Here is a 13,551-nt window from a genome sequence, read left to right as displayed (position 1 = left end):
GGACAGGTCCGCGGCGGGTCCTCCTCGAGACGCCCGCATGACGGCGGACCCCGTTCGGCCGCTGGCCGCCCCGTCAAAGCGGGCCCTTGAGGATGAGAGGTCGTCGCTGCGCGCAGCGGCGGTCGCACCAGCGCGGCGGAAGACAGACGATGAGCAGCACGCTCCCGATCACCGGCCCGGACAAGGCCCTCGACACCGCCCTGCGACGCCTCGTCCGACCGGTGGCGGAGCGGGCGCGCTACTACCTGATCCTGCTCGCGCAGATCGGCGCCCTGCTGGTCCTGCTGAAGGTCTCGCACGGCGTCACGGCGATCAACAACTACTACGGCGTGGTGCTGCCCGTGGCGCTGGCCCTCGCGATGACGCGGGTGCACTTCGCCGCCGCCGATCTCGCGTCGGTCCGGCTGCTGCAGATGATCGGCGTGATCGCGGGCGGCTACGCGCTGATCCACTACCCGCTCTTCCCCGTCATTCTGCCCGGGGCGAAGGCGACCGTCGCCGTCACGGCCATCGCGGTGCTGTGGGTCGCGGCCGTGGCCGGCGGCGTGCTCTGCCTGCGCTGGCCCTCGCTCGCCCTGATCAGCGCCACCTACCTGGTCTGGAGCAAGCAGGCGGTCATCCGGGTGACCGGCCTCTGGCACGGGCACATCACCGACGTGGTGCCGCTCGCGGAGGTGAGCTTCTGCCTCGCCGCGGGCCTGCTGATCGCCCACGGGACGGCGCGTCTGCGCGACTGGCGCGGGCTCGGCGCCGCGGCGCGGTCGGACGTCGCGTCGGCCAGCGCGATGTTCTCGAAGGTGCTGATCGCGGCGGCGATCAGCATCCACCTCGGCAACTACTATTCGTCATTCCTGGCCAAGATCACGCTCGACGACGGGCCGTTCTCCTGGCTGCTGAACAACGATCCCGGCAAGATCTTCATCGTCGGTCTCGACAACAACCACGTCCCCTACGCCGGCTGGCCCGTGCTGGTGGAGGCGATGCGCACGATCCTGAGCCATTCGAGCGCGCTGACCAACACGCTCATCCTGGTCGGCCAGGGCATCGCCCTGGTGGGGATCCTCATGCCGCGCCGCTGGCTGCTGCTGCTGCTCCTCGGCTTCGACGTGATGCACCTGTCGATCATCGTGCTCATGGGCGCCAACTTCGCCCCCTGGATCATGCTGAACCTTGCCATCGCGGCCGTCGTCGTGAGCCGGCACTACGAGCGGCCCCCGGTCTCGGTCGGGATCCTGTCGGTGCTGTTCATCCTGACCGGCAACACGTTCATGACCCAGGCCTGGCTCGGCTGGTACGACACCCTGGCCAACAACAAGATGTACTTCGAGGCGGTCGACCGGACCGGCCGGCGGCACTACGTGCCGACCAACTTCTTCACCTTCTATTCCTACCCGTTCGCCCACATGGCCTACGGCGCGCCCGACGCGGCGAACGCCTTCGCCCTCGACAACCCGAACGGCGGCACGCAGGTCTTCCGCAAGGTCACGGCCTCGACGACCTGCGACGTTCCCGTCCTGACCGCGCCGGACGGCCTGGGCCAGGAATACTCGAAGTCGGAGATCGACGGGCCGGCGCTGGACGCCTACGTCCGGGGCTACCACCGCCTCGTCAGCGCGATCCGCGACAGGACGGGCCTGTTCCCCTACGCGGTCTATCCGCACCACTTCTTCGTCCCGCTCCAGTACGCCGCCGGCTTCGACACCCTCGCCATGGCCGACATCGTCGCCTACGTGTACCGGCGCGAATCCGTCTGCTTCAGCCTGCAGGACGGCGTCCCCGTCCGCCGCGTGGTGTCCGAAGCCGAGCACAGGATCGACCTGACGCCATGACCGCCCCCTCGACCGCGGCCGCCCTGACGGTGGTCTACGACGGCGAATGCCCGTTCTGCTCCAACTACGTGCACCTCATGGCCCTGCGCCGGTCGGTCGGCACCGTCGCCCTGGTGGACGCCCGGAGCGGGGGTCCCCTGGTCGACGAGATCGCGCGGCGCGGGTACGACCTCGACGAGGGCATGGTCGTCCGGCACGGCCCGGACCTCTATTACGGCGCGGACGCCCTCGTCCTGCTGTCGCGCCTCAGCGACGACCGGGGCGCGGCGAGCCGGCTCCTGGCGCGGCTGCTGCGCAGCCCCGGACGCGCGCGGCTTCTCTACCCGGCGATGAAGCTCGGGCGGCGCGTCACGCTCCGGATGCTCGGCCGGACGCGCCTCGCGCGGCCCGGCGGCGCGCCGGCCCGCTGAGCGGGCCGCGCTCCCGCGCCTCCCGCCGGCGCGTTCCGCCCTAGGCCCGGGCGGGCGCGCGCGTCAGCAGCGTCCGCGCGCTGTGCCAGGCGAAGGCCAGGACGCCGCTCAGATTGGCGGTCACGATGGCGCGCCACGTCAGGCCGAGCTGCGCGTCGAAGCGCGGGCCCCCGACCAGTTCGCGGGCGGCGTTGCGGGCGGACCAGTACAGGTGCTTGATCAGCCACGGGCTGCGGCCGATGTGCTTGGCGTAGAGCGCGCCGTTGCCGAATTGGTAGTTCCAGTGCAGCCGGTCGATCGTGCGCGGGTCCCGGCGCCCGTGGAAGTGCTTGACGCTCATGTCGGGCACGTACTCGACCGCCACGCCGGCCGCCCAGCCGCGGTAGATGAAGTCCGTGTCCTCCGCCGCGCGGAACGTCGCCCCGGGGCCGAACGCCGCGTCGAACCCGCCGATCCGCTCGATGACGGCCCGGCTGCAGGTCATGTTGCAGCCGTGGACGAAGCCGCCGGGATGGGCCGGGTACGTCAGCCGGCTGGCCAGGGCCTCGGTCTTCGTGGTGAAGTCGATGTCCTGGGTCGATCCCAGTTCGACACGGCCACCGCGGATGACGCTTTCCGTGTCGCCGGCATAGTGCGCGATCAGATCCCGCAGATACTGGTCCGACACGACGCAATCGTCGTCGATGAACGCGATGATGTCTCCGGACGCGCGCGCGATCGCGGCGTTCCGAGACCCGGCGACACCTGGGCGCGCCTGCGTGAGGAGCAGAACGTCGCGTCGATCGATCGAGACGGACGCGGACCAGCGCTTCAACGCCGCGTCCGTGCCGTCCGCGGACCCGTTATCGACGACGATGATCTCGGCCTCAGCTTCGGGCGCGGCCTCGATCGCGCGGACCACCGAGTCGAGCGTCTGCAGAAAGGACGCTACACGGTTGCGAGTACATACGATGAAGCTGATTTTCATTTGGCATTATTCCATAAATACTGCCAGAATTGCGACCTTCTAAAACGAGTCACAGACAATGTATAGTAATATTATTGCACTTCCTCGATCCGTGCGCCGTAGGGGCGGCTACGCCTTTTGGATGCGGAACCGAATGTCTTGCAGTTGTGGCGGCGCAATATCCGGCGTCGTCGACGCACAGCGACGGCCGCTTGGATCCTCTGACGGGCTATAGGAAAGTCCAGATCCGCGCCGGCATCGGACAATGATCTCGCGCATTCGATCTCACCAACCCGTCAAGCCGGGAACATCTTGCGGAGATTTACTGTTCCATCGGCGATAACGCGGAATAGAGCACGCGCGCGCCGTGACGGAATGCGACCCATCGGGCCTCTCGACCTGACCTCCAAGTTGTTCCGCGAGGTCTTCGACCGAAACATCGGATCATCCCGACCGTGCCGCGCGCCGCTTGCACATTCGGAAATCTTCGTTCGGCCTCGGCATACGGTGCTGCCAGCGTGAACGGGGCTCGAAGTGCGCTCGGCAAGATGAATATATTACGTGCCGGTTCATGACGCGTGCAGATCATGGATATGTCCGCCCGATACAGTCAAATCGGATACCCGGACTCGGGAGCGGGCGAGTTCTCGGGCCTCTCTGCAGCGCCTGATCTGCACGGCGGCCCGACCTGACCTCGGCCATCGGGCGTGGGCCCGGTCCTCCGATTGGCCAGCTGCCGCGGTCCACCGGGCACTGTTAAGCCGTCCCGACCGATCGCGCCCTGGCCGCCGCCAGCGCCGCCGCCACCCTGTCGCGTCCGAAGGATCCCATGGCAGAACTCCGAGAGGGGCCGGAAGCGACGGCGCCGCCCGCGTTCTCGAAGCGCCGGAGCCTGGCCTGGATGGGATTCTGCCAGGGCGGGTTGTTCCTGGCACAGTTCGGCACCTCGCTGGCCCTCGCGCGGCTGCTGACGCCCCACGAGACCGGCATCTTCAGCCTCGCCGCCGCGATCGCGGGCCTGCTGTCCACGCTGCGCTCCTGCGGCCTGTCGAGCTACATCGTCCGGGCGGACCGGGTGGACGGGGCCCTGCTGGCGAGCGTGTTCACGGTGAACCTGATCCTGTCGGGCGCGGCGGCGATCCTGATCCTGGCCTTCAGCGTGTTCGGCAGCGTCCTCCTGGGCGAGCCGGAGGTCCAGCGCGCCCTGGCCATCCTCGCCGTCGTGCCGCTGGTCGGCGCGCTGGAATTCCGCCCGGCCGCCATGATCGAGCGGCACGGCAATTTCCGCGGCGTGGCCCTCGTCAACATGCTGCGCGGTCTCGTCGCCAGCGGCGCGATGCTGGCGCTGGCGCTCCTCGGCTTCAGCTACATGAGCCAGGCCTACGGGCAGGCCGCGGGCGCCGTCGCGGCGGCGCTGGCGGCGAACGGCCTCGGCCTGCGCTACGTGTCGCTGCGCATGGGCCTCGCGGGCTGGCGCGAGATCCTGACCTACGGCGGCCGGCTCTTCGCCATCGCGGGGGTTGCGGGAATCGCCGGCCGGATGGGCGACCTCGTCCTCGGGCGGATGCTCGGGCTCAGCGCCCTCGGCCTGTACTCCCGCGCGGCGAGCCTCAACACCCTGATGTGGGACCACCTGCACGTGGTGATCACGCGCATCACCTTCGTGGACCTCGCGAACCAGCAGCGGAACGGGCAGTCCCTGCGCACCTGCTACCTCCACACGCTGCGGATGATCACCGTGCTGCTCTGGCCGGCCTTCGCGGGCGCGGCCGTCCTGGCCGGGCCGATCATGCGCGTCCTGCTCGGTCCGGGCTGGGACGGCGCGGCGCTGCCCTTCTGCCTGCTGTCCCTGGCGGCGATCGTGCTGAGTTCGCTCAGCATGACCTGGGAGGTGTTCCTGATCCGGGATCAGACCGCCCTGCAGGCGCGGTTCGAGTTCCTGCGCCACGGCGCCGGCCTCGTGATGTTCAGCATCGGCTGCCTGTTCGGACTCGGCGGCGCGGGCGCGGCACGGGTCGGCGAGGCGCTCCTGGCCGTGGGCCTCTACCGGCCGCATCTCGAGCGGATGACCGACACGTTCCGGCGCGACTACGCCCCCATCTACCTCCACGCCGCCGTCCTGACCGGCATCGCCGTCGCGCCCGCCGTCCTGGTGATGTCGGCCTGGGGATGGTCGGCCGAGACGCCGCTCCCGAGCCTCGCGGCCGCGATCGCCGCCGGGATCGCCGGCTGGGCCTGCGGCCTCTGGTACCTGGACCATCCCCTCGTCGCGGAAGCGCGCCTGCTGCTCGCGCACATGCGCCCGGCCCGTCCGGCCACGAGCGTGTCGAACCTCTAGCGGCGAGCGGCGGCCGCGCGCTTGCGCTCGCGCGCATCGGGGCGCGATATGACCGAGCACGACGGCGAGGCGGGACGATCGCGGGATGGCGGATTTCCGCAGCTTGGAGGTGTTCTACTGGGTCGCGAAACTCTCGAGCTTTCGCCGCGCCAGTGAGAAGGTGAACACCACGCAGCCGGCGGTCTCCCAGCGCATCGCGGCCCTGGAGCACGAGTACGGGACGCTGTTCGAGCGCCGCAGCCGGGACGTCGCGCTGACGGAGCGGGGACGCCTGCTCCTCGGCTTCGCGGAGCGGTTCCTGGCGCTCCAGTCCGAGATGAGCGCGGCCCTGCACGAGACCGGCCGGACGCGGGGCACCCTGCGGCTCGGCGTGTCCGAGACGATCGTGCACCTGTGGTTGTCGCGCTTCATCGAGCGGATGCGCGCCACCCATCCCGGGATCGGCGTCGACATCACGGTCGACATCTCGCCGAACATGCAGGCCGCCCTGGTCGCCGACGAGATCGACCTCGCCCTCCTCGTCGGGCCGATCACCCTGCCGAGCTTCGCCAACCGGCCCCTGTTCAGCACCCCCGTCGCCTGGATCGCCGCGCCCGGCCTGCTGCCGGACGACGAGCCCCTGAGCCTCGGCGCGCTGCTGCACCACCCGCTCATCACCTACCCGCGCAACACCAGCCCCTACGTCGAGCTGCGCGACCTCGTCCTCCAGGAGAACCTCCTGCCGAGCCAGATCCACACGAGCGCCTCCCTGGCCACCATCGTGAAGATGGGCGTCGAGGGCCTCGGGATCTGTGTGATCCCCCCGGCCGTGGTCGAAGCCGAACTGCGTGCCGGCACCCTGCGCGTCCTGCCAGCCGAGCCGCAGCTCTCGGACCTGACCTTCACGGCGATGCACACCAAGCGGCCGGCCCATCACTTCGTGGCGGACGCGGCCCGCCTCGCCCAGGACGTCGCCGAGACCTGGGCCGCCGGGACCTGGGCCGCCGAGACCTGGGCCGCCGGCCGATAAGTCCGGTTTATCGCGCCCCATTCGCAATCACGATTGGCCTGCTCCGCGGCGCGATGGGATCGTTGCCGCAGGAAATGAATCGCTGAAGCGATCGGGATCTCGCGGAATACGGACGGCCGACGCGGCCGCTCCGGCGCGCGACGACCAGCCAGGGAGATCAACGCGGTGAGCCAGCACGCGGGCGCCGACGGCGCGCCACCTGTCTTCGCCGACGCGGCGGACGCGCGGCGCGCGATCCGCGCGGGTCGGTTCCGGGGCCACACCTCGGGTCTCGTCCCCGCCCACGCGCAGGGCAACCTGATGATCCTGCCGCGGGCCATGGCGGAGGATTTCCACCGCTTCTGCCAGCAGAACCCGAAGCCCTGCCCGATCCTCGGCGTCTCGCGGCCCGGCGACCGCGCACTGCCGACGCTGGGGACCGATCTCGACCTCGCCACAGACGTCCCCGGCTACCGCGTCTACGAGGGCGGCGCGCTCGTGGCGGAGCTGCCCGACCTGACCGGCGTGTGGCGGGACGACCTCGTCACCTTCGTCCTCGGCTGCTCCTTCTCGTTCGAGGCCGGCCTGATCGAGGCGGGCATCCCGCTCCGGCACGTCGCCCTCGGCCGCAACGTTGCGATGTACCGGACCTCCATCGCCACCCAGCCGTCGGGTCCGTTCCACGGCCCGCTCGTCGTCTCCATGCGGCCGATGAAGGCGGCGGACGCCATCAAGGCCGTGCAGGTGACGGCCCGGATGCCGGCGGTCCACGGGGCGCCGATCCATCTCGGCGACCCGGGCCTGATCGGCATCCGCGACCTCGCGCGGCCGGATTTCGGCGACCCCGTGCCGATCGAGCCGGACGAGATCCCGGTCTTCTGGGCCTGCGGGGTCACCCCCCAGGCTGTGGCGATGGCGGCGCGGCTGCCGCTCTGCATCACCCACGCGCCCGGTCACATGCTGATCACCGACCTCCTCAACCGCGACCTGCCGTTCCTGTGACCATCCCGGCCGCGCGGCGGCCATTCCGCAAAGGAGTTGCGCCATGTGGGTGAGAGACACGAGTCCGGCGGAGCGCCGGGTCCTGGGCGCGGCCTTCGCGGGCTACGGCGTCGATGCGTTCGACTACATGATCTACACGTTCCTGATCCCGACCCTGGTCGTGGTCTGGGGCCTGACCAAGGTCGAGGCCGGCAACATCGCGACCGCCGCGCTGGTGACCTCGGCGATCGGCGGCTGGGCGGCCGGGATCCTCGCCGACCGCTACGGCCGGGTCGTCGTCCTGCAGGGCACCGTCGCGTGGTTCACCCTGTTCACGGTGCTCAGCGGCTTCACCCAGTCCTACGAGCAGCTGCTCGTGACCCGCGCACTGCAGGGCTTCGGCTTCGGCGGCGAGTGGTCGGTGGGCTCGGTGCTGATCGCCGAGACGATCCAGGCCCGCTACCGCGGCAAGGCGGTGGGGCTCGTCCAGTCGAGCTGGGCGGTCGGCTGGGCCTGCGCGGCGATCGCCTTCTGGGCCGTGTTCGCCCTGGCGGAGCCGGCGGTGGCGTGGCGGATCCTGTTCTGGCTCGGCGCCCTCCCCTCGGTGCTGATCTTCTGGATCCGCCGCAACATCGAGGACCCCGAGGTCTACCGGCAGACCCGCGCCGCCATGCGGGACGTCGGCGACACCGGCAGCTTCCTCGACATCTTCTCCCGGCCGCTGATCGGCCGGACCGTGCTGGCGAGCCTCCTCGCGACTGGCATGCAGGGCGGCTACTACGCCGTGACGACATGGCTCCCGACCTACCTGAAGACCGAGCGCAACCTCTCGGTCCTGAACACCAGCGGCTACCTGCTGATGCTGATCTTCGGGTCGTTCGTCGGGTACCTGACCAGCGCGTGGCTCTCCGACCGGATCGGGCGCCGCCTGGGCTTCGTCCTGTTCGGCTTCTGCGCCGGCATCCTCGTCCTGGCCTACACGCTGATCCCGATCACCGACCCGGTGATGCTGATCCTCGGCTTCCCGCTGGGCTTCTTCCTCTCCGGCGTCTTCTCCGGGATGGGCGCCTTCCTGAGCGAGCTGTTCCCGAGCCGGATCCGCGGCTCCGCGCAGGGCTTCTGCTACAATTTCGGCCGCGCCACCGGCGCGATCTGCCCGGCCGTGGTGGGCCACCTCAGCGGTTCGCTGACACTCGGTATCGCCATCGGCGTCGTGGCGGCGGGCGCCTATTGCCTCGTGATCGTCGCGGCGCTTCTCTTGCCGGAGACGGCGGGCCGCGCGCTCGATTCTCGCAGCGCGGATCCGGCCGAGCCGGAACCCGTTGCGGCCCTATGAGACCCGATCGGCACGCGGAGCGGCGGCGATGACCAGCGTGGACCTGAATTCCGACCTCGGCGAGGGCTACGGCGCCTACGCCTGCGGCGACGACGCGGCGATCCTCGGGATCGTCACCTCGGCCAACGTCGCCTGCGGCCTCCACGCCGGCGACCCCGAGATCATGGCCCGGACCTTCGCGCTGGCGAAGGAGCGCGGCGTCGCGGTCGGCGCCCATCCGGGCTTCCCGGATCTCTGGGGCTTCGGGCGGCGGCGGATGCCCTACAGCCCCGCCGAGATCGAGCGGCTCGTCGCCTACCAGATCGGCGCCGCGCAGGCGCTCGCCGCCTATGCCGGCCACCGCATCACCTACGTGAAGGCGCACGGGGCGCTGGCCAACGTCGCCGCCGAGGAGCGGCCGGTGGCCGACGCCATCGCCCGCGCGGTCCGCGCGGTGGACCGGGAGCTCGCGCTGCTCGCCATCGCGCTGACCGCCCAGGTGCCGGCGGGCGAGGCCTGCGGCCTCGAGGTTCACCAGGAGATCTTCGCCGATCGCGGCTACACGCCGAGCGGCCTCTTGATCCCCCGCAGCCAGCCCGGCGCGATGATCACCGATGCCGGCGAGGCGGCCGACCGCGTCCTGCGCATGGTCGAGGCGGGCGCGATCCTCACGGCCGACGGTCAAACGCTGCCGACGCCGATCCGCTCGATCTGCGTCCACGGCGATTCGGACCACGCCGTCGCCACGGCGCGGGCGGTGCGGACCCGGCTGGAGGGCGCGGGCGTCACGCTGGCGCCGTTCCGGCCGTGAGCGCGGCGCTGGACAAGCCCCGCCTCCTCGACGCCGGCGAGGCGGCCCTCGTGGTCGAGTTCGGCAGCACCGTCGATCCGGCGATCAGCGACCGGGTCCTGGCCCTCGACGACGCCCTCGGGGCGGACCCGCCCGAGGGGCTGCGCGAGCGCGTGCCGACCTACCGCTCCCTGATGCTGCACTACGACCCGCTGGTGCTCGACCGCGAAGCGCTGGCCGCGCGTGTCCGGGCGCTGGTGGCCGGCGCGACCGCGCGCGCGGCGAGCCCGAACCTCTGGACCCTGCCCTGCTGCTACGACGCCCCCCACGGTGAGGACGTCGCGCAGGTCGCCGAGCGGAGCGGCCTGAGCCCGGAGACTGTGGTGTCGACCCACGCGGCCACGACGTTCCGGGTCTACATGTACGGCTTCGCGCCGGGCTTCGCCTATCTCGGCGGCCTGCCGCAGCCCCTGGCGGTGCCCCGGCGGCCGAGCCCGCGGCCGCCGCACCCGCGCAACGCCATCATGATCGGCGGCGGCCTCGCCGCGGTGGCGACCGTGCCGATGCCGACCGGCTGGTACGTGATCGGCGCGACGCCGGCCCGCCTCTACGCGCCGGAGCGCGACCCGAGCTTCTTCGTCGGCGCCGGCGACCTGATCCGCTTCGAGCCCGTGGATGCCGCGACCTTCGACGCCCTCACGGCCCGCGAGGCGGCCGGCGAGCCGGTGGCCCGCCGCGGGGAGGCGCGCTGATGACCGCCCTCGTCATCGACTCCGCCGGACCCGGCGTCACCCTGCAGGACGGGGGCCGGCACGGCTACCTGCGCTACGGCATCACGGCCGCGGGCCCGATGGACCCGCTGATGCACGCCGCCGCCAACCGGGCGGCGTCGAACCCCCTCGACGCCACCGCCATCGAGATCTCCACCGGCGGCGTCACCGTCTCGGCGGAGGATGGCGCCGTCGGGCTCGCCCTGCTGGCGCCGGGCTTCCGCGTCGCGCTGGACGGGCTGCCCTTGCCCGACACGGTCGCGCTCGCCCTGGAGCCCGGCCAGACCCTCGTCGTGCGGGCCGGCGATGCCGGCGCCTGGGGCTACCTCGCGGTCGCCGGGCGGCTCGACGTGGCGCCGGTCCTCGGCTCGGCGGCGACCCATACCCGCTCGGGGCTCGGCGGCCTCGACGGGCGCGGCCTCGCCGCGGGCGACCGCCTCCCCGTCGCCGAGGGCCGGACGTCGGACGGAGCGCCGCAGCGGCTCGTCGCGCCCTGGCTCGAGCGCGACGGCCGGGAGATCCGGGTCGTGCTGGGCCCGCAGGACGACTACTTCGCGCCCGACCAGGTCGAGGCCTTCCTGGCCGGTCCCTGGACGGTCTCGCCGCGGGGCGACCGGATGGCCTGCTTCGTCGACGGCACGCCGCTGAGGCACGCCAAGGGGCACGACATCGTCTCCGACGGCGTCGCCATGGGGGCGATCCAGGTGCCCGGCAACGGCCTGCCGATCATCCTGATGGCCGACCGGCAATCCACCGGCGGCTACCCGAAGATCGCCACGGTGATCGGCCCGGATCTCGGGCGTCTGGCGCAGGTCCGGGGCGGGGCGAGCCTGTCGTTCCGGCGCGTCTCGGTGGCGGAAGCGGTCGCGGCGCGGCGGGCCGAGCGCGATCTCCTGCGCGAGGCGATCCCGCGCGAGCCGGTCATCCGCACGGATTTCGCGTCGGACTTCCTGCTCGCCCTCAATCTCGTCGGCGGCGTCACGGACGGCCGCGCCTGAGCGCGGAGCGGCTGCGCAGGGGCGAGCGAGCGTCTAGAGTGCGGGACCGGTCGAGTCCCCGGCCCGAACCCCGACACAGGAAAGCCCGCACGCATGGCGCACGCCGTTACCGCCCCGGGAACCCCGCCCGCCCGCAGCAACGAGCCCCTGAACGCCGACAGCGTGCGCCGCGCCCGGATCGACCTCGCCGCCTGCCTGCGCTGGGCCGCCCGCAACGGCCTGGAAGAGGGCATCTGCAACCACTTCTCGGCGGTGCTGCCGGAGCGGCCCGACCTGTTCCTGGTCAATCCCTACGGCCTCGCCTTCGCGGAGGTCACCGCGTCGAGCCTGCTCCTCTGCGACTTCCACGGCAACGTCCTCGAGGGCGACGGCCAGCCCGAGGCCACCGCCTTCCACATCCACGCCGAGCTGCACCGGCTGAAGCCCCGCGCCCGGGCCGCGTTCCACACCCACATGCCCTATTCCACGGCCCTGGCCATGCTGGAGGGCGAGCCCCTGATGTGGGCGGGCCAGACGGCGCTGCGCTTCTACGGCCGGATCGCGGTGGACGAGGATTACAACGGTCTCGCGCTCGATTCGTCCGAGGGCCGGCGGATCGCCGAGAGCGCCGGCGAGGCGGACGTCGTGTTCCTGAAGAACCACGGCGTGATGGTGCTGGGCGAGACGATCGCGGAGGCCTGGGACGACCTCTACTACCTGGAGCGCGCCGCGCAGGCGCAGGTCCTGGCGATGAGCACGGGGCGCGCGCTCAAGGCCGTGCCCGAGGCGATCGTGAAGCGCGTGGCGGCCCAGGAGGCGGCCGGGCGCGCCGAGAGCGCCCGCCTCCACTTGGAGAGCGTCAAGCGGGTGCTCGCCCGGGACGAGCCCGCCTTCCTGGCGTGAGCGTCCGTCAGGGCGCGGCCCGGACCCGGTCCAGCAGCGCGGCGTCGGCGTAACCGTCCGGCGGCAGGCCGACCGACCCCTGGAAGGCGCGCAGCGCCGCCCGCGTCTTCGGGCCGATCTTGCCGTCGACCCCGCCGGTGGCGAAGCCGCGCTCCGTCAGGCGGGTCTGCAGGTCGCGCCGCTCGTCGCCGGTGAGGGGCCGGTCGCCCCGTGGCCAGTCGTGCACCAGGCCCGGGTCGCCGCGCAGGCGGTCCGACAGGAGCGCGACGGTCAGCGCGTAGGACAGGGCCGTGTTGTAGCGGAGGATCACCGCGAAGTTCGGCTGCAGCAGGAAGGCGGGGCCGCGGATCCCGGCGGGCAGGATCAGGGTCGCCTCGGCCGTGTCCGGCAGGGCGCGGTCGCGGGCGGGCCTCACGCCGAGCGCCCGCCACGCCGCGACGGTGCGGACCGTCGTCTCGTCGGCGAGCGCCGCGTCGAAGGTCTCGGGCAGCACCGCCTCGCTGCCCCATCCCGCGCCGGGCTTCCAGCCGTGGCTGCGAAGATAGTTCGCCGTCGACGCGAGGGCGTCCGGCACCGAGGTCCAGATGTCGCGCCGGCCGTCGCCGTCGAAATCGACCGCCTCGCGCTGGTAGACGCTGGGCATGAACTGCGTGTGCCCCATGGCGCCGGCCCAGGACCCGGTCAGCCCCGCCGGCATCCGGTCCAGGGGCGCCTGGTTCCAGGCCAGGATCTGGAGCGCCGCCGCCAGCTCGTCGCGCCAGTAGGTCGCCCGGGCGGGATCGCTGCAGCCGAGCGTCGCGAGCGAGCGGACGACCGGCTTCACCACCGCCGGGTTGTCGAGCACGGCGCCGTAGCTCGATTCGACCCCCCAGAACGCCACCAGGACGTGGCGGTCGACCCCGTACTTGGCCTCGATGGCGGCGAGCGTGTCGGCGTGCTCGGTGAGCTTGCGCAGACCGGCCTCGACGCGGGCCGGCGTGACGCTGGCCTCGATGTAGTCCCAGATCGGACGGACGAACTCGCCCTGGCTCTGGGGCGCGGCGATCACGTCCGGGTCGGGGTTGAGCGCGGCGAGCTGCGCCTCGGCGAGGCCCTGCGGCACGGCGCGGGCCGTGACCCAGGCGATCAGGTCGGCCCGGCAGGCCTCGAAAGCCTGCGGCGCGGCCGGCGGCGACGGGTCCGACCCCGCGGCGAGCGCCGGCATGGCCGTGCCGATGACGAGCGCGGCGCCGGTCGTCAGGGCCGCGCGCGCGGCGCCGCTCCGGGTCGCGGGCCGCTCCGGCGCAGCGCGATCGTCCATGGGC

The 13,551-nt window shown here is 72.0% G+C and carries 12 protein-coding genes; 10 read left to right on the top strand and 2 right to left on the bottom strand.

Annotated elements, in window-relative coordinates; genetic code table 11:
• Nucleotides 1–149 precede the first annotated feature (149 nt).
• Both BMY19_RS12270 and BMY19_RS12265 read left to right on the top strand, forming a co-directional pair.
• Nucleotides 150–1,829, top strand: a complete 1,680-nt coding sequence (locus BMY19_RS12270) for a hypothetical protein (protein WP_100251881.1) — start codon at nucleotides 150–152, stop codon at nucleotides 1,827–1,829.
• Complete coding sequence (locus BMY19_RS12265) at nucleotides 1,826–2,239, top strand: DCC1-like thiol-disulfide oxidoreductase family protein (RefSeq protein ID WP_100251880.1); 414 nt, start codon at nucleotides 1,826–1,828, stop codon at nucleotides 2,237–2,239. The genes BMY19_RS12270 and BMY19_RS12265 overlap by 4 nt, the downstream gene beginning before the upstream one ends.
• Before the next feature lie 40 nt (nucleotides 2,240–2,279).
• On the opposite strand, the gene BMY19_RS12260 is transcribed toward BMY19_RS12265, so the two are convergent.
• Nucleotides 2,280–3,206, bottom strand: coding sequence for a glycosyltransferase family 2 protein (locus BMY19_RS12260; RefSeq protein WP_100251879.1), 927 nt, complete (start codon nucleotides 3,204–3,206; stop codon nucleotides 2,280–2,282).
• Nucleotides 3,207–4,014: 808 nt separating this feature from the next.
• Between BMY19_RS12260 and BMY19_RS12255 the strand changes: the two genes are divergently transcribed.
• The 8 genes from BMY19_RS12255 (at nucleotide 4,015) to BMY19_RS12220 (ending at nucleotide 12,247) form a co-directional block, all read left to right on the top strand.
• Nucleotides 4,015–5,523, top strand: a complete 1,509-nt coding sequence (locus tag BMY19_RS12255; RefSeq protein WP_244492281.1) for an oligosaccharide flippase family protein — start codon at nucleotides 4,015–4,017, stop codon at nucleotides 5,521–5,523.
• A gap of 85 nt (nucleotides 5,524–5,608) precedes the next feature.
• Nucleotides 5,609–6,532: a LysR family transcriptional regulator gene (locus tag BMY19_RS12250; RefSeq protein ID WP_020093070.1), complete on the top strand. Its 924-nt coding sequence runs from the start codon at nucleotides 5,609–5,611 to the stop codon at nucleotides 6,530–6,532.
• 165 nt (nucleotides 6,533–6,697) lie between these two features.
• Nucleotides 6,698–7,513: a putative hydro-lyase gene (locus BMY19_RS12245; protein ID WP_100251878.1), complete on the top strand. Its 816-nt coding sequence runs from the start codon at nucleotides 6,698–6,700 to the stop codon at nucleotides 7,511–7,513.
• Between the two features lie 43 nt (nucleotides 7,514–7,556).
• Nucleotides 7,557–8,828 carry an MFS transporter gene (locus tag BMY19_RS12240; RefSeq protein WP_091680544.1) on the top strand — a complete coding sequence of 424 codons (1,272 nt, stop codon included), beginning with the start codon at nucleotides 7,557–7,559 and terminating at the stop codon, nucleotides 8,826–8,828.
• A 28-nt stretch (nucleotides 8,829–8,856) separates the two neighbouring features.
• The gene (locus tag BMY19_RS12235) at nucleotides 8,857–9,618 is read left to right on the top strand and encodes a 5-oxoprolinase subunit PxpA (RefSeq protein ID WP_100251877.1); all 762 of its coding nucleotides are present in this window, start codon (nucleotides 8,857–8,859) and stop codon (nucleotides 9,616–9,618) included.
• Complete coding sequence (locus BMY19_RS12230) at nucleotides 9,615–10,349, top strand: 5-oxoprolinase subunit B family protein (protein WP_100251876.1); 735 nt, start codon at nucleotides 9,615–9,617, stop codon at nucleotides 10,347–10,349. The genes BMY19_RS12235 and BMY19_RS12230 overlap by 4 nt, the downstream gene beginning before the upstream one ends.
• Nucleotides 10,349–11,365: a 5-oxoprolinase subunit C family protein gene (locus tag BMY19_RS12225; RefSeq protein WP_100251875.1), complete on the top strand. Its 1,017-nt coding sequence runs from the start codon at nucleotides 10,349–10,351 to the stop codon at nucleotides 11,363–11,365. Before BMY19_RS12230 ends, BMY19_RS12225 begins: the two co-directional genes overlap by 1 nt.
• A gap of 93 nt (nucleotides 11,366–11,458) precedes the next feature.
• Complete coding sequence (locus BMY19_RS12220; RefSeq protein WP_100251874.1) at nucleotides 11,459–12,247, top strand: aldolase; 789 nt, start codon at nucleotides 11,459–11,461, stop codon at nucleotides 12,245–12,247.
• A 7-nt stretch (nucleotides 12,248–12,254) separates the two neighbouring features.
• Here BMY19_RS12220 and BMY19_RS12215 read toward each other — a convergent pair whose 3' ends face one another.
• The gene (locus BMY19_RS12215) at nucleotides 12,255–13,547 is read right to left on the bottom strand and encodes a lytic murein transglycosylase (protein WP_100251873.1); all 1,293 of its coding nucleotides are present in this window, start codon (nucleotides 13,545–13,547) and stop codon (nucleotides 12,255–12,257) included.
• Between the last annotated feature and the right edge of the window lie 4 nt (nucleotides 13,548–13,551).

Source organism: Methylobacterium sp. UNC300MFChir4.1, from assembly GCF_900110155.1.
Taxonomy (GTDB): domain Bacteria; phylum Pseudomonadota; class Alphaproteobacteria; order Rhizobiales; family Beijerinckiaceae; genus Methylobacterium.
Note: the sequence above shows the minus strand (reverse complement) of the source record. Positions and strands in the feature narration are given on the sequence as shown.

What these genes read in the sequence shown, in the direction of transcription:
- BMY19_RS12270 (WP_100251881.1), top strand. Translation starts at nt 150, where the DNA reads ATGAGCAGCACGCTCCCGATCACCGGCCCGGACAAGGCCCTCGACACC.
- BMY19_RS12265 (WP_100251880.1), top strand. Translation starts at nt 1,826, where the DNA reads ATGACCGCCCCCTCGACCGCGGCCGCCCTGACGGTGGTCTACGACGGC.
- BMY19_RS12260 (WP_100251879.1), bottom strand. Translation starts at nt 3,206, where the DNA reads ATGAAAATCAGCTTCATCGTATGTACTCGCAACCGTGTAGCGTCCTTT.
- BMY19_RS12255 (WP_244492281.1), top strand. Translation starts at nt 4,015, where the DNA reads ATGGCAGAACTCCGAGAGGGGCCGGAAGCGACGGCGCCGCCCGCGTTC.
- BMY19_RS12250 (WP_020093070.1), top strand. Translation starts at nt 5,609, where the DNA reads ATGGCGGATTTCCGCAGCTTGGAGGTGTTCTACTGGGTCGCGAAACTC.
- BMY19_RS12240 (WP_091680544.1), top strand. Translation starts at nt 7,557, where the DNA reads ATGTGGGTGAGAGACACGAGTCCGGCGGAGCGCCGGGTCCTGGGCGCG.
- BMY19_RS12235 (WP_100251877.1), top strand. Translation starts at nt 8,857, where the DNA reads ATGACCAGCGTGGACCTGAATTCCGACCTCGGCGAGGGCTACGGCGCC.
- BMY19_RS12225 (WP_100251875.1), top strand. Translation starts at nt 10,349, where the DNA reads ATGACCGCCCTCGTCATCGACTCCGCCGGACCCGGCGTCACCCTGCAG.
- BMY19_RS12220 (WP_100251874.1), top strand. Translation starts at nt 11,459, where the DNA reads ATGGCGCACGCCGTTACCGCCCCGGGAACCCCGCCCGCCCGCAGCAAC.
- BMY19_RS12215 (WP_100251873.1), bottom strand. Translation starts at nt 13,547, where the DNA reads ATGGACGATCGCGCTGCGCCGGAGCGGCCCGCGACCCGGAGCGGCGCC.